The 24,139-nt window shown below is 55.2% G+C and carries 23 protein-coding genes; 15 read left to right on the top strand and 8 right to left on the bottom strand.

Going from position 1 to position 24,139, the window contains the following annotated elements; translation table 11 throughout:
- Window positions 1–4 precede the first annotated feature (4 nt).
- The 7 genes from DFK18_RS13100 (at window position 5) to ligA (ending at window position 11,106) form a co-directional block, all read left to right on the top strand.
- Window positions 5–1,987, top strand: coding sequence for a heme lyase CcmF/NrfE family subunit (locus tag DFK18_RS13100; protein WP_114418727.1), 1,983 nt, complete (start codon window positions 5–7; stop codon window positions 1,985–1,987).
- Between the two features lie 15 nt (window positions 1,988–2,002).
- Entirely contained in the window at window positions 2,003–2,542 is a 540-nt protein-coding gene (locus tag DFK18_RS13095; protein ID WP_114418726.1) for a DsbE family thiol:disulfide interchange protein, read from the top strand.
- Entirely contained in the window at window positions 2,524–3,036 is a 513-nt protein-coding gene (locus tag DFK18_RS13090) for a cytochrome c-type biogenesis protein (RefSeq protein WP_114418725.1), read from the top strand. Before DFK18_RS13095 ends, DFK18_RS13090 begins: the two co-directional genes overlap by 19 nt.
- Window positions 3,033–4,256, top strand: coding sequence for a c-type cytochrome biogenesis protein CcmI (gene ccmI / locus DFK18_RS13085; protein WP_114418724.1), 1,224 nt, complete (start codon window positions 3,033–3,035; stop codon window positions 4,254–4,256). The genes DFK18_RS13090 and ccmI overlap by 4 nt, the downstream gene beginning before the upstream one ends.
- A gap of 29 nt (window positions 4,257–4,285) precedes the next feature.
- A complete protein-coding gene (gene smc, locus DFK18_RS13080; RefSeq protein ID WP_114418723.1) occupies window positions 4,286–7,813 on the top strand; it encodes a chromosome segregation protein SMC in 3,528 nt (1,175 codons plus the stop codon).
- Between the two features lie 96 nt (window positions 7,814–7,909).
- Window positions 7,910–9,046: a cell division protein ZipA gene (locus DFK18_RS13075; protein ID WP_114418722.1), complete on the top strand. Its 1,137-nt coding sequence runs from the start codon at window positions 7,910–7,912 to the stop codon at window positions 9,044–9,046.
- 20 nt (window positions 9,047–9,066) lie between these two features.
- The gene (gene ligA / locus DFK18_RS13070; protein ID WP_114418721.1) at window positions 9,067–11,106 is read left to right on the top strand and encodes an NAD-dependent DNA ligase LigA; all 2,040 of its coding nucleotides are present in this window, start codon (window positions 9,067–9,069) and stop codon (window positions 11,104–11,106) included.
- A 44-nt stretch (window positions 11,107–11,150) separates the two neighbouring features.
- Here the strand turns inward: ligA and DFK18_RS13065 are convergent, their stop codons facing one another.
- Entirely contained in the window at window positions 11,151–11,669 is a 519-nt protein-coding gene (locus tag DFK18_RS13065; protein WP_114418720.1) for a DUF2628 domain-containing protein, read from the bottom strand.
- Between the two features lie 213 nt (window positions 11,670–11,882).
- Here DFK18_RS13065 and DFK18_RS13060 point away from each other — a divergent pair, with 213 nt between their 5' ends.
- Together DFK18_RS13060 and DFK18_RS13055 are read left to right on the top strand one after the other, a co-directional pair.
- A complete protein-coding gene (locus DFK18_RS13060) occupies window positions 11,883–12,134 on the top strand; it encodes a YheU family protein (RefSeq protein WP_114418719.1) in 252 nt (83 codons plus the stop codon).
- The gene (locus tag DFK18_RS13055) at window positions 12,131–13,402 is read left to right on the top strand and encodes a valine--pyruvate transaminase (protein ID WP_114418718.1); all 1,272 of its coding nucleotides are present in this window, start codon (window positions 12,131–12,133) and stop codon (window positions 13,400–13,402) included. Before DFK18_RS13060 ends, DFK18_RS13055 begins: the two co-directional genes overlap by 4 nt.
- On the opposite strand, the gene DFK18_RS13050 is transcribed toward DFK18_RS13055, so the two are convergent.
- Window positions 13,356–14,702 (bottom strand): MATE family efflux transporter, encoded by a 1,347-nt coding sequence (locus DFK18_RS13050; RefSeq protein ID WP_218563963.1) that lies wholly within the window; start codon window positions 14,700–14,702, stop codon window positions 13,356–13,358. The two genes, DFK18_RS13055 and DFK18_RS13050, sit on opposite strands and share 47 nt — an antisense overlap.
- A gap of 122 nt (window positions 14,703–14,824) precedes the next feature.
- On the opposite strand from DFK18_RS13050, the gene DFK18_RS13045 reads away from it, so the two are divergent.
- Window positions 14,825–15,166, top strand: coding sequence for a hypothetical protein (locus DFK18_RS13045; protein WP_114418717.1), 342 nt, complete (start codon window positions 14,825–14,827; stop codon window positions 15,164–15,166).
- 28 nt (window positions 15,167–15,194) lie between these two features.
- Complete coding sequence (locus DFK18_RS13040) at window positions 15,195–15,665, top strand: hypothetical protein (protein ID WP_178006190.1); 471 nt, start codon at window positions 15,195–15,197, stop codon at window positions 15,663–15,665.
- A gap of 45 nt (window positions 15,666–15,710) precedes the next feature.
- On the opposite strand, the gene DFK18_RS13035 is transcribed toward DFK18_RS13040, so the two are convergent.
- Both DFK18_RS13035 and prlC read right to left on the bottom strand, forming a co-directional pair.
- Complete coding sequence (locus DFK18_RS13035) at window positions 15,711–16,487, bottom strand: alpha/beta fold hydrolase (RefSeq protein WP_114418716.1); 777 nt, start codon at window positions 16,485–16,487, stop codon at window positions 15,711–15,713.
- Window positions 16,465–18,507 carry an oligopeptidase A gene (gene prlC / locus DFK18_RS13030; protein ID WP_114418715.1) on the bottom strand — a complete coding sequence of 681 codons (2,043 nt, stop codon included), beginning with the start codon at window positions 18,505–18,507 and terminating at the stop codon, window positions 16,465–16,467. Before prlC ends, DFK18_RS13035 begins: the two co-directional genes overlap by 23 nt.
- Before the next feature lie 199 nt (window positions 18,508–18,706).
- Here prlC and DFK18_RS13025 point away from each other — a divergent pair, with 199 nt between their 5' ends.
- Window positions 18,707–19,249 (top strand): gamma carbonic anhydrase family protein, encoded by a 543-nt coding sequence (locus DFK18_RS13025; protein ID WP_114418714.1) that lies wholly within the window; start codon window positions 18,707–18,709, stop codon window positions 19,247–19,249.
- Window position 19,250: 1 nt separating this feature from the next.
- Window positions 19,251–19,868 carry a YjaG family protein gene (locus DFK18_RS13020; RefSeq protein ID WP_114418713.1) on the top strand — a complete coding sequence of 206 codons (618 nt, stop codon included), beginning with the start codon at window positions 19,251–19,253 and terminating at the stop codon, window positions 19,866–19,868.
- Window positions 19,869–19,890: 22 nt separating this feature from the next.
- Here DFK18_RS13020 and rsd read toward each other — a convergent pair whose 3' ends face one another.
- Window positions 19,891–20,358: a sigma D regulator gene (rsd, locus tag DFK18_RS13015; protein ID WP_114418712.1), complete on the bottom strand. Its 468-nt coding sequence runs from the start codon at window positions 20,356–20,358 to the stop codon at window positions 19,891–19,893.
- A 400-nt stretch (window positions 20,359–20,758) separates the two neighbouring features.
- Here rsd and DFK18_RS13010 point away from each other — a divergent pair, with 400 nt between their 5' ends.
- Window positions 20,759–21,172: a flagellar basal body-associated FliL family protein gene (locus DFK18_RS13010; protein ID WP_114418711.1), complete on the top strand. Its 414-nt coding sequence runs from the start codon at window positions 20,759–20,761 to the stop codon at window positions 21,170–21,172.
- Here the strand turns inward: DFK18_RS13010 and DFK18_RS13005 are convergent.
- From DFK18_RS13005 to nadC, 3 genes are read right to left on the bottom strand one after another with little or no spacing between them, the layout of a single operon-like run.
- On the bottom strand, window positions 21,156–21,977 hold the full coding sequence (locus DFK18_RS13005) for a hypothetical protein (protein WP_114418710.1): 822 nt from the start codon (window positions 21,975–21,977) through the stop codon (window positions 21,156–21,158). The two genes, DFK18_RS13010 and DFK18_RS13005, sit on opposite strands and share 17 nt — an antisense overlap.
- A 43-nt stretch (window positions 21,978–22,020) precedes the next feature.
- A complete protein-coding gene (locus DFK18_RS13000; RefSeq protein WP_114418709.1) occupies window positions 22,021–22,653 on the bottom strand; it encodes a class II aldolase/adducin family protein in 633 nt (210 codons plus the stop codon).
- On the bottom strand, window positions 22,650–23,498 hold the full coding sequence (gene nadC / locus DFK18_RS12995) for a carboxylating nicotinate-nucleotide diphosphorylase (RefSeq protein ID WP_114418708.1): 849 nt from the start codon (window positions 23,496–23,498) through the stop codon (window positions 22,650–22,652). Before nadC ends, DFK18_RS13000 begins: the two co-directional genes overlap by 4 nt.
- Window positions 23,499–23,601: 103 nt before the next feature.
- Between nadC and ampD the strand changes: the two genes are divergently transcribed.
- A complete protein-coding gene (ampD, locus tag DFK18_RS12990) occupies window positions 23,602–24,138 on the top strand; it encodes a 1,6-anhydro-N-acetylmuramyl-L-alanine amidase AmpD (RefSeq protein ID WP_114418707.1) in 537 nt (178 codons plus the stop codon).
- Window position 24,139 lies beyond the last annotated feature (1 nt).

Genomic DNA, 24,139 nt, shown 5'->3' with positions numbered 1-24,139 from the left:
TTTGATGGATATTCTCTATTTGCCGGAACTGGGGCATTTTGCGCTGATTCTGGCTTTGGTGATGGCCTCTGTACAAGCAATTTTTCCTCTGGCCGGCAGTTTGACCCGGCAGCCCCTCTGGCTGGCTTATGCCCAGCCAGCGGCCTGGGCCCAGTTTGTTTTCCTGGGAATCAGCTTTCTTCTCCTGGCATCCAGTTTCCTGCTGGATGATTTCAGTGTCGTCTATGTGGCCAACAACTCCAACTCGGCTCTGCCCTGGTTTTACAAACTGAGTGCGGTTTGGGGTGCTCATGAAGGTTCGCTGCTCTTGTGGTTGCTGCTGCTGGCCGGCTGGACCTTTGCCGTGAGTCTGTCCAAGGGCCTGCCTGCTGATGTTCTGGGCCGGGCCCTGTCGGTGTTGGGCTTTGTCAGTGTCGGTATGCTGCTTTTCGTGATCCTGACGTCCAACCCCTTTGATCGCTACTTGCCTCGTATCCCGACCGATGGCGCAGACTTGAATCCACTGCTTCAGGATCCGGGTCTGGCTTTCCATCCGCCGCTTCTTTACATGGGTTATGTGGGTTTTGCCGTTACCTTTGCCTTTGCCCTGGCAGCGCTCTGGAGCGGCAAGCTGGATACCGCCTGGGCACGCTGGAGCCGCCCCTGGACTTCAGTCGCCTGGGCCTTTTTGACCGCTGGTATTGCCCTGGGCTCCTGGTGGGCTTATTACGAGCTGGGCTGGGGTGGCTGGTGGTTCTGGGACCCGGTGGAAAATGCCTCCCTCTTGCCCTGGTTGCTGGGCACCGCCCTGATGCATTCTCTGGCAGTTACGGAAAAACGCGGCCTCTTCAAAAGCTGGACGCTGTTGTTGGCCATTGCCACCTTCTCGACCAGTCTGCTCGGTTTCTTCCTGGTTCGCTCGGGGGTTCTCAACTCGGTGCACGCTTTTGCCAATGATCCTGACCGGGGCCTCTTCTTGCTGTTGCTCCTGGGGCTGACCATCGGTCTGTCACTGCTGATCTATGCGCTGCGGGTTCCTAACCTCAAAGCCAAGGCTGCCTATTCTCTCTTGTCGCGCGATGTCTTTCTGCTGGCCAATAATGTTCTGCTGGTGGTGGCGACCCTGACGGTCTTGCTGGGTACCATCTATCCCCTGCTGATGGATGCGCTCAACCAGGGCAAGATTTCCGTGGGGCCTCCCTATTTCAACGCGCTCTTTGTTCCCCAGATGCTGCTGTTGGGTATCTTCATGGGACTGGGGCCGCTGAGTGATTGGAAGTCGATGCAGTGGAGCAAGTTGAAGCGCAAGATCTGGCTGGCGGGTCTGCTCAGTCTGCTGCTGGGTTTTGCCATCCTGCCCTGGATTTACGATGGAAGCTGGAGTTTGGCAGTGGCTCTGGGCTTGACTCTCTTTTTATGGATCGCCACCACCAGTATCCGCGATATTTGGGAAGCTTCCCGCGGCAAGAAGGGCTGGAAGGGAATTTCCCGCAGCCGCTGGGGCATGATGGGTGGCCATCTGGGTGCTGCCCTGATCGTTCTGGGTGTCACCATGGTGTCTAACTATGGCGAAGAAAGGGATGTACGCATGGCCGTGGGTGAGCCAGTCAGCGTCAAGGGTTATGAGTTTACCCTGGTTTCCTTGGGGCAGCGCCAAGGCCCCAACTTTACGGCAGATACTGCCGTGGTGGAAATGCGTTCCGACGAGGGCAAGCTTTTGAAAACCTTTACACCTGAAAAGCGTCTCTATCAGGTGAGAGGCATGCCCATGACCCAGGTTTCCATTGATTGGGGGCCGCTGCGCGATGTTTATGTAGCCATGGGTGAATCCCTGGATGACCAGGCCTATGCCATGCGTATTCACTACAAGCCTTTTGTCCGCTGGATCTGGTGGGGCGGCTTTATTGCAGCCTTTTCGGCACTCCTGGCGGTGACTGACCGACGCTATCGTATTCGTGTCCCCGAGACGGCCCCAGCGGAGGCTGGAACCTCCCGGCAACAGGGATAACTGGAGATCATCAAGATGAAGCGCTTTTTGCTTTTTTTACCCCTGATTATTTTTATTATTCTGGGTGTTTTTCTTTACAAGGGCTTGAGTCTGGACCCGGCAGCGAGAGATTCGGCACTTTTGGGCAAGCCCCTGCCCGAGTTCACCCTGCCGCGCCTGGATAACCCGGAACTTCAGGTGACCCGCGATGATTTGCTGGGTGAGGTCTTCCTGCTGAATATCTGGGGTAGCTGGTGTCCGACCTGTTACGAAGAACATGATGACATCCAGCGCCTGGCTGCTGCCGGTATCCCCGTAATCGGTCTGAATTACAAGGATGAACGTGACAAGGCGTTTACCTACCTGCAGGAACAGGGCAACCCCTACCAGTTGAACCTGTTCGAGCCGGAAGGGGTGAGAGCCCTGGCTTTTGACCTGGGTGTTTATGGCGCGCCGGAAACCTTCCTGGTGGATCAGGAAGGTATCGTGCGTTACCACCTGGCGGGTGAAATTACCCCGGAACTGGTTAACCAAGTTATTCTGCCGGAGGTGGAAAAATGGCAAGACGCCTACTGATACTTTTGCTGCTGCTCAGTCTGGTGCCGGTATCCCAGGCAGCCATAGAGCTCTATGATTTCAGCAGCGAGGAACAAAGAGCCAGATTTCACGAGCTGGGTGGCATTCTTCGCTGCCCTAAGTGCCAGAATCAAAGCATTATCGATTCCGATTCGGCCAGTGCCGGGGATATGCGCGAAGAGCTCTTCCAGCTATTGCAGCAGGGCTATAGCGATGAAGAGGTACTGGAATACCTGAAAGCCCGCTTTGGCGAATATATCGTTTATCGACCACCGGTAAGGGACGATACCCTGGTCCTCTGGTTTCTGCCCCCTGCCATGATTCTGGTGGGTTTGCTGGTGCTGGTTTTCCTGGCCCGTTCGCGAAAGAAACAGATAGCAGGTCAGGACAGGGAATCTCTGTCCGAACGCCAATTAAGACTTAAGCAGATTCTTGAACTGGACAAGGAATCTCCTGCTTCCTCTTCAAAAACCGATTCTAAGGATGACTCATGACCGGAATGTGGTTTGGATTTGTACTGCTGGCGCTACTGGCTTGCCTGTTTCTGGTCTGGCCACTGGTTCGTCGCCACAGCCTGACACTTCGTCTGGAAGCGCAGCAGCATGCACGTCAACTGGCTAATATCGATATCTACAAGCAAAAGCTGGCGCAGCTGGAAAAGGATTATCAGGACGGTCTGGTGGACGAGGAAGACTACCCGGCCAGCAAAAAGGAAATCGAAGACCTGCTGCTGGATGATGCTGGTGATCTGAGTGGCCAGCAGTGGCAGCCGGCCACTCGCGCGCTGGCGGTCGGAGGCAGCTTTTTTGCTCTGGCTCTGTGTCTTGCCGCCTCCTGGTGGCTCTACACCCAGTTGGGTGCGGCTCCGGGCTTGCAAACCTACTATTCCCAGCAGCAGCTGATCGAGGAAGGCCAGCAGGATTTTGGCAACCTGCTAAGACGCCTGGAAGAAACCCTGGAAGAGCATCCCGATGATGTTGAGGGCTGGTCCCTGCTGGCGCGTATCTACATGGATATGGGCCGCATGGAAGATGCCGCTGCGGCTTTACAGGAACTGATACGTATCCAGGGCCCCAATCCACGTCTGCTGGCCCAGCAGGCACAGGCACTCTATTTTGCGGATGGCAACACCCTGACGGCACGAGTCCAGAGTCTGATCGATCAGGCACGACAAATTGATCCGGGTGAGCCAGCCATTCTCAGTCTTCTGGGTATGGCTGCCTACCAGCGACAGCAATGGGATGAGGCCCGCGGTTATTGGGAAGAAGCCCTAAAACGGGCGGAATCCAGTGAAGCCCGTCAGTCCCTGCGTGAAGGCATCAATGATACACGCCAGCGTCTGGGGCTTCCTCTGTTGGCAGCAAGTGGACCCAGCTTCCAGGTGCAACTGAGCCTTTCCGAAGAAGCCCAGGCACAAGTGGACCCCCAGGCCACGGTCTTTGTGTTTGCTCGTCGCCCTGAAGGTGCCGGACCTCCCTTGGCAGCAACCCGTTTGCGGGTCGCAGACCTGCCTGCAAGGGTCGAGTTGACCGATGCTTTGGCCATGTCTGCCAATAACAATCTGTCTTCAGCCGATCAGGTAGTGATCCAGGCGCGGATTTCCCTGTCGGGACAACCTCAGGCTGCAGCCGGTGACTGGCAGGGCAGTAGCCAGCCGCTGGAAGTGGCTGGTCAGCGGGAGGTTGTGGTGGAAATCAACCAGCAGCTACAATAAGCGGTTGGTCACCACTCACACGGACAGGCATGCGGCTTAAATCCATCAAACTGGCGGGGTTCAAATCCTTCGTGGACCCCACCACCGTCACCTTCAAAAGCAACATGACCGGCATAGTCGGACCCAACGGGTGCGGCAAGTCGAACGTCATTGATGCTGTACGCTGGGTGATGGGGGAATCATCGGCAAAATACCTGCGCGGTGAATCCATGACCGATGTGATTTTCAATGGCTCGCGCAACCGCAAACCGGTGGGGCAGGCCTCCATCGAACTGATTTTTGACAACTCCGAAGGCAAGCTGGGCGGGGCCTACGCCCAGTATGCCGAAATTTCTGTCAAGCGGGTGGTCACCCGTGATGCCCAATCCAGTTACCTGATGAACGGCAGTAAATGCCGCCGCCGGGATATTACTGATCTCTTTCTGGGAACCGGCCTGGGGGCGCGCAGCTATGCCATTATCGAACAGGGCATGATCTCGCGCCTGATTGAAGCCAAGCCCGAGGAGCTCAGGGTTTACCTCGAAGAAGCAGCAGGCATCTCCAAGTACAAGGAAAGACGCCGCGAAACCGAAAACCGTATTCGTCGCACCCAGGATAATCTGGAACGCTTGGAGGATGTGCGTGAAGAACTGGGCCGCCAGCTGGAGCGCCTGGGGCGACAAGCAGAAGCCGCCCGCCGTTTTCAGCAGTTGAAAGCGGCCGAGCGCCAGTACAAGTCCGAGTTGGCCGTGCTTCGCTGGCGAGAAGCCGATCAACAACTGGTCAGCATTCTGGAACAGATTTCCCAGTATGAACTCCAGCAGGAAGCCTGTCTGGTGGAATTGCGCCAGGGTGAAAGCCGCCTGGAAACCAGCCGCGAAACCCAGGCCCAGGCCAACGATCTTTTGGAAACGGCGCAGAAGGAACTGACGGCCATCAGCCTTAAAATCGCCCGCCTGGAACAGGGGCTGGAACACCGCCAGCAAAGAGAGCGCGATCTGGCACTGGAACTGGAACAGCTGGAGCAGGAAGAGCAGCAGTCGCGACAAGCCCTGCAGGCTGACCAGGAAGAAAGGCAGACCCTGCAGGAAGAACTGGAACTGCTCCTGCCGCAACTGGAAGAAAGAGAAGAAGCGGAACTTCTCGAGCAGGAAGGGCTGGACCAGCTTGAACACCAGTTGGAAGAAGCGGATGCACGCTGGGAAGCTTTTTTGAGTCGTGCTGAACAGGATCAAAGTCAGGTAACCCTGGCACGTGCCCGCATTCAGCAGCAGGAAAGCAGTCTTCAGCGATTGCGCCAGTCCCTTCACAAGCAGACCGAACAGCTGCATCAGTTGCAGGAAGACGAAGAAGGTGAAGCGGCTCTGGAAGCCCTGGCACTGGAGCGTGAAAGCCTGGAGGAACAACTGCAACAGCTGGATGCAGCAGAAGCTCAACTGACCCGGCAAAAGGAAACGGCTCAGGAAGAGCTGCAGCAGCTGCGCCCCCAGATTCACCAGAATTCCACCCGCCTACAGCAGCAGCAGGGGCGTTTGGCTTCACTCCAGGCTTTGCAGCAGGCCGAACTGGAAGGTCAGGATGCTGAGCTGGACACCTGGCTAAAAGAAAGAGAACTCAATGCCTGGCCGCGTCTGGGCGAGCAGCTGGATGTCGCTCCTGGCTGGGAAAAGGCCGTGGAAACCTGCCTGCAGACCGAGTTGGCCGCTCTGATTTCCCCGGTTCCCCTGGATGCCGATCTAACCCAACAGCTGATGGATCTGCCCTCGGGAGAATTAAAACTTTATCAACACCCTGCCGGAACCCGGACCGAAGAGGTTGTCGGGGATAGCCTTCTCGACAAGATCCAGCAACAAGACGAGTTGCCGTTATCCCTGCAACAACAGCTGGGGAGTATCCGCACCCAGGATAACTTCTCCCAGGCCTGGTCGCGCCGAAATGAATTGCAGGCCGGACAAAGCTGGATCACGCCAGCCGGTGAAAGAGTCTTTGCTGATGGTCTTCTGGTACAGGCTCGTCAGGAAAAGACAACCGGGGTTCTGGCCCGCCAGCAGGAAATTCGTGATCTTCATGAAGCCACTGAACTGCTCGAAAACGAACTGGACGAGCAACTGGAGCGGGAGACCCTGTTGACTGAGCAGCTGCAGGAAACAGAAGCGGCCCTCCAGGCGCGAGCCGGAGAGCGTAAGCCCCTGCAGGAAACCCTCAACCAGCTCTCCAGCCGTCAGGCCAGCCTCAGTGCCCGCCTGGAGCACCAGTTACAGCGCCGGGAGCAGTTGCAAGAAGAAAAGCACCAGCTACAAAGCGAAGAAGAAGAGCTGCTGGCCAGTCTGGAAGAAGAGCAGGAAAGCTGGCAGGAGGCTCTGCTGCAGGTAGAAGCCAATAGTGAGGCTCGTGAAAGCATCCAAGCCAAGCGTGAAGACCTGCGTCGCCAGCGCGAAGAGAAGCGCCATCAACTCAAGGGCCGGCAGGCAGCTTTACAGGATCTGAAAATCCGTCAACAGCAGCTGGTCACCCGTGAAGCTGCTGCCACCCAGGCTTTGCAGCGTTTGGAGCAGCAACTGCAGGGTTTTCGCAGCAAGCGTGAACAGCTGCAAAAGGATCTGGAAAACGCACGTGAGCCGGGTGATGAGCAACTGGAAGAACTTGAAGAACTGCTGGAAATTCACCAACAGCAGGATGAAAAAGTCCAGCAGCTGCGTCAGCAACAGCAGCAGGCTCAGGAAGAACAACGACTGCTGGAACAGGCTCGCAGTCACCAGGACCGCGAACTGGAGAGGCTGCGCAATCTGCTGGAGCAGGAGCGGCTGCAACAGCAGCGCCTGATGGTCAAGCGCGACAGCCATCTGGAAACCCTGGCCGAGCTGGAACTGAGTCTCAAGCAGGTGATGGAAAGCCTGCCAGAAGATGCCCTGGAATCCCGCTGGCAGCATGAACTGGAAGCCACCCAGGCTCGTATCAAGCGCCTGGGAGCAATTAATCTGGCCGCCATCGAAGAATACGACCAGCAATATGAGCGTAAGACCTACCTGGATGCCCAGTATGGTGAACTCATGACCGCGCTGGAGACGCTGGATCAGGCGATTCGTCGAATTGATCGGGAAACCCGTCAGCGCTTCAAGGCTACCTTTGAACAGGTCAACCAGGGCCTGCAGGATCTCTTTCCGCGGGTTTTTGGTGGTGGTACGGCCTGGTTACAGTTAACCGGCGATGATCTGCTGGAAACCGGGGTTGCGATTATGGCGCGCCCACCGGGTAAGAAAAATGCCACCATTCATCTGCTCTCGGGTGGTGAAAAAGCCCTCACAGCCCTGGCGCTGGTATTTTCCATCTTCGAGCTGAATCCAGCCCCCTTTTGTATGCTGGATGAGGTGGATGCGCCGCTGGATGACGCCAATGTGGGGCGCTATGCCAAGCTGGTGCGGGAAATGTCAGAGCGCATCCAGTTTATCTATATCACCCACAATAAGCAGGCCATGGAGAGCGCAGATCAACTTATGGGGGTCACCATGCAGGAACCCGGGGTGTCGCGCCTGGTCACCGTTGACCTTGACGAGGCATCTGCTATGGTCGCAAGCTAGTTTTTTGCTGTAAGGAAGGGCCGAGAATTGCTAATATAATAGAATAATTTAATTTGTAACTAAGCGTTTACATTTTTTCAGGGGCTGATTTTCTATATGGGTTTGCAAGAAGGGTTGCTACTGTTGGGTGCAGCAGTTTTCCTGCTGATATTGCTTGATGCTCTTCGTCGCAAACGTGCCGCTGCTCGCCGGGCCGAAACACAAGACGATGAAGATCCGGACGAACAGCGCAAGCGGGAAGAACTGGCGCGTGAACTGCCAGGGCTAAACGACCCGGAAGTGGCCCGGGCACGTGAGGATCTCGACCCCCTGTTTGATGATATCGACGTCTTTGATGACGATCCTATTCCTGTACTGCGCAAAAGCGTCCAGCTGGATCCCGGTGTGGCGGATCTGGATCCCGATCCTGCGGAAACCACGCCCATGTCCGTGGAAGAAGTGCGCATGCTGTTTGAGCGCGACCCTGAATTTGATGCCGAGGCCAAGCGCTCCGCCCAGGCCTATCAGCAGGAAATCGAAGAATACCAGGAAGCCCTGCCCGAGGTGGAAGAGGCGGCCAATGAGGCTCTGGATCCAGCTGATGTGGATGATTTGGTCGATATCGAACCACCTTTCACGACTGCCGCTCCCAGCCAGGCTTCATCCTCTGGCGAAGAGGACGAACTTGTCCAGGCTGCCCAGCCGACTGAAGAAGATACCTCTCCAGTGGCAACCAGTGATCCCAAAGAGGAAAGCCTGCGTTCTTCCCTGCTCGTGAACCTGGAACAACTGGCCTGGGGCAAGGCCGAAGAATTTCTGACCATCAATATCAATGCGCCGCAAAATCATGCTTTTGAAGGTCCCAAGCTGGCCTATGTGATGGATGCCATCGGTATGCAGCTGAGTTCGTCCGGTTTCTTTCATTATGTGGAAGAAAGCCAGGGTAAACCGGTATTGGGTTACTCTTTGGTGAATATGTTTAGTCCGGGTACTTTTGATAAAGACAAGATGGATGAATTCTCTTCACTGGGAATCGTGCTGGTGATGGCACTGCCCTCCACAGATCATCCCCAGCTGATTTTTAACCGCATGCTGGAAACCGCCCGGGTGTTTGAGCGTAACTGGGGGGCTGAACTCCAGGATGAACAGCGCAGTAACCTGACCCAGCAGACCATTGAACACTATCGCCAGCGGATTCAGGATTTCGAACGTAAAACCCGCCTGAAGGCCATCAAGGCTCGCAAGGAAGCCTGAACACCTGCCAAGAGTTGACCATGACTTCGCCAACAGCCTATGAGCGTCTGCAGCAGCTGCACCAACAGCTGCATGAGCACAACTATCGCTATTATGTGCTGGATGATCCCAGCATTCCTGATGCCGAGTACGATCGTCTTTTTCGCGAACTACAGCAGTTGGAAGCCGAGCACCCCGACTGGGTGACGCCTTCTTCGCCTACCCAACGCGTGGGCGCTGCACCGCTCAGTAGCTTTCCTGAAGTCACTCATGAACTGCCCATGTTGTCCCTGGGCAATGTCTTTGATGATTCCAGTCTGGAAGCTTTTGTGCGCAGAATCCAGGATAATCTGGCTGACCTGGGGCAGGCCACAGCTACTCCCGAATTCTGCTGTGAACCCAAGCTGGATGGTCTGGCGGTCAGCCTGATCTACCATCAGGGCCAGCTGGTTCAGGGGGTGACGCGTGGTGATGGTCAGACAGGCGAAGGAATTACAGAAAACCTGCGAACCGTGGGTTCCATTCCTCTGACATTGAGAGGCGAGCGCCAGGACTGGCCGGAAACCCTGGAGGTGCGTGGAGAAGTCTATATGCCACGACAGGCTTTTGAAGCCATGAACGACTGGGCTCGGGAAGAAGGTGGCAAGGTGTTTGCCAATCCTCGCAATGCGGCGGCAGGCAGCCTGCGCCAGCTGGACCCGCGGATTACCGCCCGACGACCCCTGGAATTTACCGCCTATCAGCTGGCCAGAAACTCCTCGGATCAACAGCCTTCCAGTCATTACCAGGCCATGCAGCAGCTGGCCACCTGGGGCTTTAAAATCAGCCCCCAGCTTCAGCGGGTTCAGGGTTTCACTGAACTGAAAAACTACTGCGATCAGTTGGCGGATCAGCGCGACGAACTGCCTTATGACATTGATGGTGCGGTGATCAAGCTGAATGATCTGCGCCTTCAGGCCGAACTGGGATTTCGTGCCCGCGAGCCGCGCTGGGCAACGGCCTACAAGTATCCGGCCCAGGAGGAGATTACCCGCCTGGTGGATGTCGAATTTCAGGTAGGGCGGACCGGAGCCGTTACCCCGGTTGCCCGCCTGGAGCCTGTTCAGGTGGCGGGAGTGACCGTATCCAACGCCACCCTGCATAACATGGATGAAGTTGAGCGTCTGGACGTGCGTGTCGGTGACCGGGTGATCGTTCGGCGTGCCGGGGATGTTATTCCCCAGATCGTCAAGGCGGTCCTGGATGATCGACCCGAACAGACGGCCGCTATTCGAATGCCCGAACACTGCCCTGTCTGCGCGTCTCATGTGGAAAGAGCCGAGGGCGAAGCGGTTTATCGTTGTACTGGGGGGCTCTATTGTCCGGCCCAGCGCAAGGAAGCTCTCAAACACTTTGCAAGCCGCAAGGCCCTGGATATTGAGGGTCTGGGTGAGAAGCTGCTGGATCAACTGGTCGAACGGGAACTGGTGAAAACTCCGGCTGATCTCTATCGCTTAACCGCGGATGAGCTGGCCGAATTGGACAGAATGGCTGCCAAATCAGCGAACAACCTGGTCGAAGCGCTCAACAAGAGCAAGCAAACCAGCCTGCCGCGGTTTATCTATGCCCTGGGTATTCGCGAGGTTGGTGAGGCTACGGCCAAGGGACTGGCGCAGTATTTTGGTAGTTTGCAGGCCCTGATGCAGGCCAGTGAAGAGCAGTTGCTGGAGGTGGATGATGTCGGCCCGATAGTGGCCCAGCATCTGCATGCTTTTTTCCAGGAAGAACATAACCAGACCAGTATTCAGGATTTACTTGATCAGGGTATTCACTGGCCAGAAACCCAGACCCGCCGCGAAGATTTGCCTCTGGCCGGGCAAACCTGGGTGCTGACGGGTAGTCTGGAAAGCTTTACCCGCGATCAGGCCAAAGAACGCTTGGAGGCCCTGGGCGCCAAGGTCAGTGGCAGTGTTTCCAAAAAGACCAGTTGTCTGGTCGCTGGCGCAGCTGCAGGCTCCAAGCTGACCAAGGCAGAATCCCTGGGGATTACGGTAATCAGTGAAGAGGAATTGATTGCTGAGCTGACTCGGCTAGAAGAATAAAAAAGGCAGGCCCGGGGCCTGCCTGTAGCGGTTATTGATAGATTTTAATAACCGGAATAAGCGGAGCCACCCATCAGGGCACCGCCGGTCATGATGACAGTAAACAGGATGCTGATGATAGCCAGACTATAGAGGATGGCACCGACCCAAATTACCCAGGTGTGATAACCGCCAAAAGAATGCATGGCATTGATTCTCTGTTCTTCAGTGCCCTGAAGAGTATTTTTCAGATCGTTATAACGCTTGAGGATAAAATAGCTTGAGCTGCCACCCAGAACAATCATGGCAATAATAAAACCAAAGGGAATCAGGCTCACGATTGCGCCAAAAACAAAGGCACCCAGGGCGGGTAGATAGGCTTTGCGGTAGAGTAAGAAGGCCCAGCCAAAAAAGAAGGCCCACCAGCTCCAGTGCCAGCGGAAACCAAAGGCTCCAGCCTGCTGCATTTTTTCCAAGCCACTCTGGTAAAAATGAATTTTCTCGGGTTTTTGAATATAAGCTTCCAGCAACTTAGCTTCATCCAGCGTATCCGTTTGCTTTGCATCTGCTGCAATATCAGTCATGCTATTTTCCTCTAAAATAGATTGAAGGCGGGATTCTTTCCCCCTACTTTTTTTAACTGATTTTCAGTTATTTGTCAGCAAGTATCCGATAACAGGATGTTTTTTTATTGACAGGAATTTATTTTCCAGTGTTTTTTGGCCGGGTTATGCATTCTTTATAACAAAACCTCCTGTTAAACTGATTTTTTTATTTTGAAAAGAAGTCTTGTCGCCATGCATCAACGATTTGTGGAAATTCCTCCCAGTCTTTTGGAAAAAACAACCCTGGAAGCTCTACTGGAAACCTTCGTGACTCGCCAGGGGTATGATACGACCAGTGAAGCTTCCACCCTCCAGTGGGTTGAAGAATTGCAACAGCAACTGGGACGGGGTGAATTGGTGATACTCCACGACGTGGAAACCGAAACCACCGAAGTGATGACCCTGACTGCAGCACGTTCATTTTTGGGAGGCCTGGAAGAATGAAAATGACCCGATTTGCAGATAAGTTCTCGGATCAGGCTGGTATTAATACCCTGATGGATGATTTGGGCAAGGCCATGGCCGGTGATCAACCCATGATCATGATGGGGGGTGGGAATCCCGGTCATTTTTCCCCGGTACAGGAAAGGCTGCGCCAGGAATTGCTGAAGCTGGCAGAAGACCCCCAGGCTTTTTCCCGCCTGATAGGCAACTATGATGCCCCCCAGGGGGAAGCCGGTTTTATTCGTGCCCTGGTAGAGCTGCTCAATGACACCTATGGCTGGTCCCTGACCGAGAAGAATATTGCCCTGACCAATGGCAGTCAGGCGGCTTTTTTCATGTTGTTCAACCTTTTTGCCGGTCAGACCAGCGAGGGTGAACAACGCCAGATTCTTCTGCCCCTGGCCCCCGAGTACCTGGGCTATGCCGATGCCGGGGTGGGGCCGGATACTTTTCGCAGCCTGAAACCCAAAATTGACTATCTGGATGAACATCGCTTCAAGTACCGGGTGGACTTCGATCAGCTGGAGGTGGATGAAAGCGTGGGGGCACTTTGTGTATCCCGGCCGACTAACCCCACGGGCAATCTGCTGACTGATGAAGAAATTGACCGTCTGCATGCCCTGGCCAAAGAAAAGGATATTCCCCTGATTATCGATGGTGCCTACGGCAGCCCTTTCCCTGAGCTGGTGTATACCCCAATCAATCCCATCTGGGATGAGCAGGTGATTCTTTGTCTCAGTCTGTCCAAACTGGGCTTGCCTGCTGCACGTACGGGGATTGTTATTGCCGCGCCGGAGATCATTCGCACCCTGAGCGGTACCAATGCCATCCTCAATCTGGCAACCGGCAGCTTTGGTCCCCAGTTAATGGAGCCTCTGGTGCGCTCGGGAGAATTGATCTCCATGAGTCGTGATCTGGTTCGGCCCTGGTATGAGGCCAAGATGCATAAGGCGGTGGAAACTCTGGATACCGCCCTGGGCGATCGTTGTCCCTGGTATCTTCACCAGCCGGAAGGGGCTATGTTCCTGTGGCTGTGGTTTCCTGATTTGCCCATTAGCAGCCAGACACTCTATGAACGCCTCAAGGCACGAGGGGTGCTGGTGGTTTCCGGTCATCATTTCTTTCCCGGTATGCCTGAAGAAGAGCCCTGGCAGCACCGGCAAGAGTGCATCCGGGTGACCTACTCCCAGGATGATGAGCAGGTTGCCCGGGGGCTGGAGATTATTGCTGAGGAAGTTGTTCAAGCCTATGCTGGCGCAGTCTCCTGAGGCCCTGGCGGTAAACCAGCCAGGCCAGGGTGCCGGCCAGCAGGTTACCCACCAGAGCTCCTGTTAGCAGACCGGACATCTCACCCAGTTGGGCACCCAGCCAAAGGCAGGGCAGATAGCAGATAAACAGTCTGGCAATGGAGGTGGCCAGGCCGCGCATCGGCATTCCCAGGGCATTGTTAGCTGAGACCATCAGCATGCAAACGCCTAGGGCTGCGTAGCTGACCGGCAGTTTGAAAAGGTATTCCTCCACGCGGGTGGCGACCAGTGCCTCTTCAGTGATCAAACCCACCAAGGGCTGACTGAGCAGCAACCAGATCAAGGCCACGCCCAGCTGCCAGAAGATGACAAAGCCTGCAGCCATTTTCAGCAGTCGCTCCACTGAATCCCAGTCTCTGGCCCCGGCAAAGCGCCCCAATAAGGGGGGCAGAGACATGGTCAGGGCCAGTACCACTACGATAGAGAAGAATTCCAGGCGGGTGCCCAGCCCCCAGGCGGCCACGGCAGAATTACCAAACCCCGCCACCAGACTGGTCGCAAGGATAGCCGAAGCTGCTGGCATTAATTGGCTGAGCATGGCGGGTAAGGCTGTACCAAAAAGGCGCTGGAGTTCTCGTCCGATCGCCAGCCCTTGCAGGCTCTGGTTAATCCAGCCCTGGCGCCAGATGCGTGGATAGGTGAGCAGGCAACTGATGCCAAAGGCCACAGCCGTGGCCCAGGCCGCTCCGGGCAGGCCCCAGCCAAAGGTAAAAATAAACAGGGGGTCCAGCAGCATATTGATCAGGCTGACCACCAGCATCATTAGTCCGGGGAACTTGGTGTCGCCATTGGCCCGATGTTGACTGTAACCCAGATAGGCAACCGCACCCAGCCAGGCACTCAGCAGCCACACTGACCAGTAGTCCCTGATCAGGTCACGCAGGGCTTCTTCAGCCCCCAGAAAATTCAGAATCACAGGGCGCAGCCACCAGAGAAGAATGACCAGTAAAGCCAGTAGAGCGGAGCCGGTCAGAAGAATCAGGCGGCCCTGCTGCTTGGCCTTGCCGGTTTCACCCCCACCGAGAGTTCTGGAAATCAGGGCTGTAGTGGCTATGCCCAACCCCACCTGAAAGCCGATAATCAATTGCTGAACCGGCAGAGTAAAGCCCAGGGCGGCCAGGGGGTCCACCCCCAGCAGGGCGATCCAGGCGGCATCCACCAGCTGATAGCTCATCAAGGCCAGCACCCCGAAGAGCATCGGCCAGGTCATCTGGTAGAGGGTTCGGGCGAATCCCTGTTGTTTGATTTCTTCAGTATTCATCAGTCAGGTCGGTATAAATGGCGGGCCAGCTTAGCAGATGCCTTGGGTAGCTGCGACCCCTTGTCCTCTGGCTCTTTGCGCAGCTTGCAGTAAACTGGAAAAAGTTATATCAGGAGTTGCTCATGAAGATTTGTCGTCTTGTCTGTTTGGTGTTACTGGCCGGCTTTGCAAGCTGGATCTTTTTTTCCTCTTCTTCCTTGCCTCCCAATAGCCTGGAAGTTGAGTTTATCAATAGCAGCGAAGTGATGATTGATCGTATCCAGCTGGATTTCGGCTATGCTCAGGGCCAATCACAAATCCAGACCTTAAGACTGGCGCCGGGGGAAGCAAGAAGACTGCTCCTCAATCATCAGCCGGGGGCTGGCTTCAATGTTCAGGTGAATTTTGCCGATGGTGTGAAACAGGATTTTTGCGCCAATCGCGGTGAGCAGGGAAGCCATCAGAAGGTTATACTGCAAAGATAACTTTTGGAACTGAATCAAGGAGAAGCGGATGCTGACCAATCTTTACTGGCTGGTGGTAGTGGCACTATTACTGGGAATTTTCTATCTGATCAGCGTACGTCTGGGCCGGGTCAGAGTGGCCCTGGTGGTAGCGCTGGTCCTGGGCGTACTCAGCCATTCTTTTTATTACTTTTATCTCGAACAGCTTCTGGTTAAGCGTTACGGTGGCTCCATGAGTCTGCAGGTTCCTGAGGGTCAATACCACCTGGGCGTTACCTGGAAAGGCGATAATCTCTGGATTCAAAATTATGATCCGGATAATAACAACTGCATCTTCCGCGAATTCTCCCGGGGCAGCATGCTGGAAGGCCAGGTTGTGATTAAAAACTGCAATCCCTTGCATTTGCTGGGCAGTGATCGCCTGGAAACCCTGATGCAAAACCAGCAAATACGCCAGGAGCAGCAGGCTCCACAGCCAGCCGGGAATTCGGCATCAACAGCAGCGCCTAGCGCTGAATAGGCGGGAGTGGTCCCGGTAGCCGGTCTGATGCCTGCCCGGCTGCTGCTACTCGGGGCATTCCAAAAACTGCAGAAGGGTCTGATTGACCTGGCGTGCCTGGGTCAAGGGTGCCATATGTCCTCCAGAAAACTCGATACTTGAGCTCCTGGGCAGGTGCTTGGCCAATTGCTTGATGACTTCATGGGCCGTGGAGCGGCTTTCTCGCCCCTGCATCAGAAGACAGGGCTGGTGGAGTCGCTCTGCCAGTTCATCCAGTGACCAGTCCAGCGTCATCAGCGCATGAAAATCCGCCATCACCTTGTGGACTCCCAGGGTGAAGGCTGCGCGTACTTCTGCAGGTAGCTGGCTGAAATGACCCGGTTGGTTCCAGTAATCGATAAAGCCTTCGGCGGCTCTGTCATCCTGCCCACGATCCAGGTGAGCGTTCAATTCTTCCACCAGCTGCAGAACCTCCTGTTTTTCCCGACCTTCAGGCAGCAGTGAGAAGGCAACCGGCTCGAAAAGAGCCAGGCTTTGAAACTGCTCGGGAAAGCTGTAGGCCAGTTGCAAAGCATTGACGGCACCATAGGAATGCCCGATCAAGTGCCAGGGGGTTTCCTGCCAGTCTTCGGGCAGCTGTTTAATGATGGCAGCCATCTCTTCTTCCAGGCTGACCTGGCGCGGTGTCCAGATTATCTGCATGGCCGCGCCATAACCGAGAAGATCGGGAGTATGGCTACGGCCTTCAGGCAGTTGGCTGGTCAGGGCCTGCCATTGCCTGCCACTAGACAGGGACGAGTGGAGCAGCAGGTAGCGGGTTTCACTCACCGGCTTCAATTCCATTGTGTCTCAAGAGGGCATCAACCTGGGGTTCACGGCCACGGAAGTTGATGAACAGGGTCATGGCGTCATCCGACCCGCCTTTCTCCAGAATTTCCTCACGGAAACGGCGTCCTGTCTCCGGATTGAAAATCCCTTCTTCCTCAAAAGCACTGAAGGCATCGGCTGAAAGCACCTCGGCCCATTTGTAGCTGTAGTAGCCCGCAGCATAGCCACCGGCAAAAATGTGGGCAAAACCATTCTGGAAGCGGTTGAAATCGGCTGTGGGTACAACGCTGACCTGGCTGCGCACCTCATCCAGCAATGCCTGGATTTCATCGGCAGAAGGCTTTTCCTTTTCCAGATGCAGGCGGAAATCAAACAGGGAGAATTCCAGCTGGCGCAGCATTCCCATGGCGGACTGGAAGTTTTTCGCCGCCAGCATCTTTTCAAACAACGCCTGCGGCAGGGCTTCCCCGGTTTGATAATGGCCGGTCATCAGATCCAGACCTTCTCTTTCCCAGCAGAAGTTTTCCATAAATTGGCTGGGCAGTTCGACAGCATCCCAGGCGACTCCGTTGATACCGGCTACCTCGGGCACTTCGACCTGGGTCAGCATGTGATGCAGACCATGGCCAAATTCATGGAAGAGGGTGGTGACTTCATTATGGGTCAGCAGGCTGGGCTGATTATCCACAGGGGGAGTGAAGTTGCAGGTCAGAAAGGCCACGGGCAATTGCGGCTGCTGGCCTGCTTGCAGGCGGCGATTACGGCAATCAGCCATCCAGGCACCACCCCGCTTGCCTTCACGAGCGTAGAGGTCCAGATAAAAACCGGCCAGGGGCTGTCCCTGACGAGTCACCCGGTAATAGCGTGCATCCGGATGCCAGGTGGTTACTTCGGGATCAGCCTCAAAACTGACATCAAACAGCTTGCCAGCTACGGTGAAAAGGCCGTCCAGCACCCGGTCGACCGGGAACCAGGGGCGTAATTCTTCCTGACTGATGGCATAGCGTTGCTGACGCATTTTTTCCGAAAAGTAGTTGATGTCCCAGGGCTCTAATTTATCCACACCCTCCTCAGCGGCAAAAGCCTGGAGTTCCTGAAAATCCTTTTGTGCCTGGGGATAGGCTTTGTGGGCCAGGTCTTTGAGGAAATCCATGACCGCTTGTGGGGAAGGGGCCATCTTGCGCGCCACGGACAGGTGAGCATAGGAAGAAAAGCCCAGCAGTTGCGCCTTTTCCTGTCGCAAGGCCAGAATTTCTTCCATCAGCGGAGCGTTGTCCCAGTGACCGGCATCAGGGCCCTGGTCGGAAGCGCGAGTCACAAAGGCGGTGTAGATTTCCCGGCGGAGTTCACGGTTGTCGGCGTAGGCCATCACCGGCTGAAAGCTGGGGAAGTTGAGAGTGAACAACCAGCCTTCCTGATCCTTTGCCTTGGCTTCGGCAGCGGCGGAATCCTTTGCGGTCTGGGGCAGGCCTGCCAGCTCTGCCTCGTCGGTAACCAGCTTGCTCCAGTTTTGGGTGGCATCCAGCAGGTTGTTGGAAAACTGATTGGATAGCTCTGACAGGCGCTTTTGTATCTCGGCAAAGCGTTCCTGATCTTCTTTGGGCAGTTCTATCCCGCTGAGACGAAAATCCCTGAGGCTGTTTTCCAGCATTTTTTTCTGGGCCTGGGTCAGCGGCTCACGGGTTTGTTCATCCAACTGCTTGTAGAGCTGATAGAGACCCGGATGCTGGCTGAACCAGGTGGAAAACTCAGACAGCTTGGGCAAACACTTTTCATAGGCTGCGCGCAGTTCCGGGCTGTTCTTGACTGAATTCAGGTGGGATACCGGGGACCAGGCTCTTTCCAGTTGATCTCCGGCTTCTTCCAGAGGGCCCAGGCTGTTTTTCCAGGAGACATCTGAAAGAGCGAGAACCTGTTCAACCGCTTCGCGGTTTTTCTGCAGGAGCTGGTCCAGGGCCGGCTCCACCTGGTCGGGGGTGATCTCATCAAAAGCGGGAAGGTCGGTGATGTTCACTAGGGGATTACTGGCGCTCATGAAAACTCCTGGTCAGGCAGACAGGTTTTCCGGGTTATAAAGGCCTGTCTGCAGTCATAATTACTCACTATTCTATCAGAAGATATGCGGTGCTCCTGGCAGGGTTTCAAGCCACTGGGTAGAATGCTGGCAAGCTGGATTACCCGAATTACTGATTCCGAGGGTGATCAACAATGAATCGTAAGGGGAAGGTTGTTTTATGACCATTAGAAAATATCAGGGCTATACGCCTCAACTGGGTGCCAGGGTTTTTGTTGACCCCACGGCTGTCGTTCTGGGGGATGTCGAGCTGGGTGATGATGTTTCCGTCTGGCCTCAGGCGGTGATTCGCGGTGACATGCACCGGATTCGTATCGGCCGCGGTACCAGTGTGCAGGATGGCAGTGTGCTGCATATTACGCATGCCAGTGATTTTAATCCCGGCGGCTATCCACTCATTATTGGTGAAGAGGTCACCATCGGCCATAAGGCGGTTTTGCATGGCTGTACTCTTGGCAATCGTATTCTGGTCGGTATGAGCGCCACCATCATGGATGGCGTCACGGTGGAAGACGAAGTGATCATTGCCGCCGGAGCCCTGGTGACCCCCGGCAAGACGCTGAAATCCGGTTATGTCTATGCAGGTAGCCCGGCCCGCCAGGTGCGCGAAATCTCTGGCAAGGAAAGACGTTTTTTCAGCTACTCGGCTGCCAATTATGTGGCTCTGAAGGATAAGCATCTGGCTGAAGGCTGGGAGGCTTGATATGGCAGGTAAGAAACCGCCTTCTTTCAATCAGCGGCTGAGGCGTTTGCAGCCTTGGCAACAGCTGGCTTTTGTCGCGGCTCTGGCACAAAGGGCAGCTCCCAATTACCTGTTGTTTTGCGAGGCGACGGGGTTCGGTGATCCTCGGGAATATCAGAAACTTCTGGGGCTCTTGTGGGAGAGCCTTCTGGCCAAGGATGCCCGGATTAACTGGGCGGTTCATCAGGAGAAGCTGGCCGAACTGGAACCCGAGCCGGATGATTTTGATGTTTACGGGGTCTATCCGGCACTGGATGCCATGATGGCTCTGGAGCTGGCGATTGATCAGGCCCTCAAGCATGACGAGGACAATGCCATCAGGGCCAGCAAGCTATCCCGCTCCAGTGTGCGCCAGTATCTATTGTTGCTGGCTCCCGAGGATGTTGACGAAGAAGCCCAGTCCCAATGGATTCGCGAGCAAGAGCTGATGGCAGATGAAAATGATTTTCAGGATGAGCTGCTGAGCCAGGTTTCAGCACAATTTCAGCCTCATCCTGAGGTCTTGAGAGGCATCAGGCAGTTGGCTCGAAACGAAGGTGTCAGCAACCTGGGGATCAGCCTGGACGAAGACCGGGAATGATGGGGCCAGAAGGCCTGAAGTATCAGGCCTTTTCGGGTTGCTGAGGGGCATGGATGGCATGCAGCTTGGCAATCAGCAGGTCTTCCTGCTCAAAGCGTTCAGCCAGCAGTTCTCCGGTATGATTGAGAGTTTTTTCCAGACTCGACAGTGACAGAGGAATCAGCTGATCTTCATCCAGCATCAGTTGCTGGGTGGATTCATGCAGCCAGGGCAGGGTGATCTCCAGGTGTTTGAGGGCATCCTGGTCCTGAAAGGCTTCGGCTTCATGCATCAGCTGTTCAAAGATTTCAAAATGGCCCGCGCTCAGATAATCGACCAACCGCTCACGAAATTCCTCAATTTTGGCGCTGGTAATCCGCCCCTGATCATGTAATCCCTGATTCAGGCGGTTATAGCTCACCAGAAGTGCACGCCTTTCACCCAGCCAGCGATCAATCAACTGATGCACTCCGCCCCAGCGTTCCTGGGCATTCTTGCAGGACTCCAGCATGGCGTTACTCCTGATGTTGTTATGTAATGGGCAGCGTTAGGACAGCTCTGATTAACGGCTGCGCTTGCTAATACTGCGTTGGAACTGGCCTCAAAATGCTCATTTACTTGGGGTAAATTCCGCTTTTTCGTTCAATTCCGCTGGCGACCTACACGGAAGTAGGAAGTGCTGGAATTCATCAGGAATGAATTCAGCCCTAACTGGCGCTCGTCACGTTAATCAGATGTTTCCTAGTTTTACGTATTTATGAAGTTCTGTGCAAGCCTCCCGGATCAGTGAATGGCAAAAATATGACGGATCTGAATAAGATCAATAAGAGGTCGAGGGTTGGACTAGCCTAGCGCGCAGGAAATCAATAAACTTGGGTCAGAGATATCATCCAGTTCTTAGGGAGAACACCATGCGTTTAACCCCGGTCTATGTGTTACTGCTGGCCTGCCTGGCTTGGCTGCCTGTCCAGTCTTTTGCTGAAGATGCTGAAGGCGGCGAAGGCGGTGTTTACTATTTCGAGCTGAGTCCGGGTTTTGTCACCAATTATGGTGGTCCAGGGCGGCTCAAATATTTGAAAGCCGATGTCACCCTGGAAATGAGTGACCCTCGCGCTTTTCAGGCCGTCGAACAACACGAGCCCCTGATTCGTAATACCATTGTTATGAACCTGTCACGCCAGACAGAAAACAATGTGATTACTGCCAGAGGCCAGGAGCGGATCCGTAAGGAGCTGCTGGAAGTGGTCAATCGGACCCTGCGTGCGGAAGTAGGCTCCGATGTGGTTGAGGATGTTCTGATTACCGATTTTATTTATCAGAACTGATTGTTTCTTCAGTTGGATTTCCGGCTCCGGCTTCCTCTTCTTGAAGTGAGGCTGGGGCCGCAAAGATAAAGCTCAGCCTGGGGTTGGGTTGCAGACGTACTTCTTCGCTGACCACTTCGCCTGTTTTGGTCTCCACCAACCAGTATTCCCTGGCCAGAGGACCTTGGTAATCAAGTTCCGCGACTGGGGACTGGCCCACCATCTTTTTCGCTCGACGGCTCAAAAGCCAGGAACGCAGCCCCGGAAGCTGGCGCAGACAGCTGGCTAGTAACAGCTGGCGCAGAGTGCGGGATTGCAGCCATTTCCAGCTGGCCAGCGGATGGGCATGCAGGCGTAGCAGTTGGCAGCGGCTTCCCAGAGGCTTGCTGCCAGCGCCCGTTTTGAGACGCCCTATAAACTGGATGGTCAGGCTCTCTTGTGAACGGGTGTAGACCCAGCCACTGACCGGCAAGAGTTGATAATCAAGGCCGTAACCCATGCGGTGGGCCAGAAACAGATTGCTGGCACCGGCTGTAAGGGTCACCGCCTTGGCGTAAAAGCACTTGCCGTCAGGGTTTCTGGCTTCCAGAAGACCATCCTGAGTGAAACGCAAATCGGTGATATTGGTACCAGCCAGCAGTTGCCAAGCTACCTGCTGATCGGCTTCCAGCTGTTTTGCTGCACTAACCCCGGCTTGAGGAAAAACCAGCTGGCGGTCGGCTACAGCCAATCGCAGGGAAGCTTCTGTGGAAAGCTCCTGCATAAGCCGGGCGCCCTGGGTACTTCCACCGATAATCAGGTGATCGTAAACACTTGTTGCTGTCATGAGTTTATCCTTTTCGCCGGAAAGAAGCTGGGTTGTTTTCTGGCTATTGTTGCTGCACCAGCCTCGACTGTAAAGCGTAGAGACTTTCCGCAGCTTCTTCCAGATTTCGTCCCCAGCTCAAGAGGCCGTCCTGATGTCCAAGCAGTGCCACTAGTCCCTGGGGCTGGGTGATTTCCCTGGCAATTGCCCTGGCCAAAGCCGGAGTGCCATAACTCAGCGCTGCGTCTGTACAAGGGCAACCCAGAGCTGGAGCGGCCTGCCACAAGGCCGGGGAATGAATGTGAATGACTGCCTCGACCTCCTCGGCAGCCTGATAAATAACCGCATGACTGAGAGATTCTGAGGAAGGGGGCTGCCAGCCTTCAGCCACCACCTGATTGTTTTCTGTTAGGGCCTGGAGCACTCGGGGCCAGGCTTCTGCTGGCAGCTGGCCCAGTTTTCCGGTCTGGCTGGCGGATATCAGAAAAGCAGCGGGCTGGCCGTGTGCAGGCCAGCGATGACTGATGTTGCCAAAGCCCAGCCCCTGGTAGCGGCCAGGCTCCTGTCCTAACCAGCCTTGTTTGATCATCTGCCGGCGCCAGTGGTTGAGTGCTTCCAACAGGTGTGCCGGGGGCTCCTGGGAGGGTGTCAGGAGTTCATAGTGGTACTGGATAACACCTTCCTGTTCGCTGCTCATGACAGCAGTCTCATGGATAAATCCAGGCTTTGGATATCCTTGGTCAGCGTGCCCAGAGAAATAAAGTCCACGCCGGTTTCAGCCACCTGAACCAGATTTTTGCGGGTAATGCTGCCGCTGGCCTCCAGTTTGGCCTGGCCCTGGTTAAGGTTCACGGCTTCGCGCGTGCTTGCCAGGCTGAATTCATCCAGCATGATCAAGTCGCTACCGGCAGCCAGTGCCTGCTGGAGTTCATCCAGGTTTTCAACTTCCACCTCGACCGGTTTGCCCGGGGCCAGTCGGCGGGCAGCAGTCACAGCTGCCTGGATACTTCCGGCTGCAGCTATGTGATTTTCTTTAATCAAAAAGGCATCAAACAGCCCGATGCGGTGATTGTGGCAGCCACCGCAGGTAACTGCGTATTTCTGCGCCAGGCGTAAACTGGGCAGAGTCTTGCGTGTATCCAACAGGCGTACGCCGGTGTGGGCCACCAGATCTGCTAATTCCCGGCAATGGGAAGCCGTGGCGGCCAGGGTCTGAACAAAATTCAGGGCCGTGCGCTCGCCAGTCAGCAAAGCTCTGGCAGGTCCCTGCAGGCGAAAAAGGGTCTGCCCGGCCACCAGTCGCTCCCCCTCTTTGGCAAGCAGGCTAACCTGAACCCGTGAATCCAACTGGCGGAAGACCTCCCTGACCCAGGGGCCGCCACAAAAAACCCCTTCCTGGCGGGTAATGACCCGCGCCTGGCTGAAGCGATCCTCGGGGATCAGTTGAGCGGTGATATCACCCGACCCGACGTCTTCCTGCAAGGCTAGAGACACCTGATGTGCTAGGCTAGAAGCATCGGGGGCTTGGATAGAGGGCTGCATTTCCTGGCTCCATAGATTGAAAAAAAGATTCAAGGCTGTGCATTATAGGCTGACTGGCCTGACTTGGCTCTAGATCCAACAAAAAACCGGACTGTCCTGATCAATGACCCTGGATAACCACTGGCTAAAGGAAGCAAGGGCCTGTCCTTCGCCCTTCTACAATGAACGTCCGCATCAGGAGATCAGTCTTCTGGTCATTCACAATATTGCTTTGCCACCCAAAACCTATGGCGGTCGGGCAATAGAGCAGCTCTTTACCGGCTGTCTGTCACCGGAAGAACATCCCTATTTTGCTGAAATAGCCCATCTTGAGGTTTCTGCGCATCTGTTGATTACCCGAACAGGTGAGCTGGTGCAGTTTGTCGGTTTTGACCGACGCGCCTGGCATGCGGGCCAGTCAAGCTTTCAGGGGCGGGAGAATTGTAATGATTTTGCCTTGGGGATTGAAATGGAAGGCTCGGATGATCAGCCTTATACTCCCATTCAGTATTTGCAATTACAAAGGGTCACCCGGCAACTGATGCAGGCTTACCCGGCAATTACCCGGGATCGGATTTGCGGCCACTCCACCCTTGCGCCAGGCCGTAAGACGGACCCGGGTCCGGCCTTTGATTGGGATGCCTATTTAACGGAGTTATAAG

Source organism: Marinospirillum perlucidum, from assembly GCF_003336805.1.
Lineage (GTDB): Bacteria > Pseudomonadota > Gammaproteobacteria > Pseudomonadales > Halomonadaceae > Marinospirillum > Marinospirillum perlucidum.
This window is presented reverse-complemented; position numbering and strand designations above follow the sequence as displayed.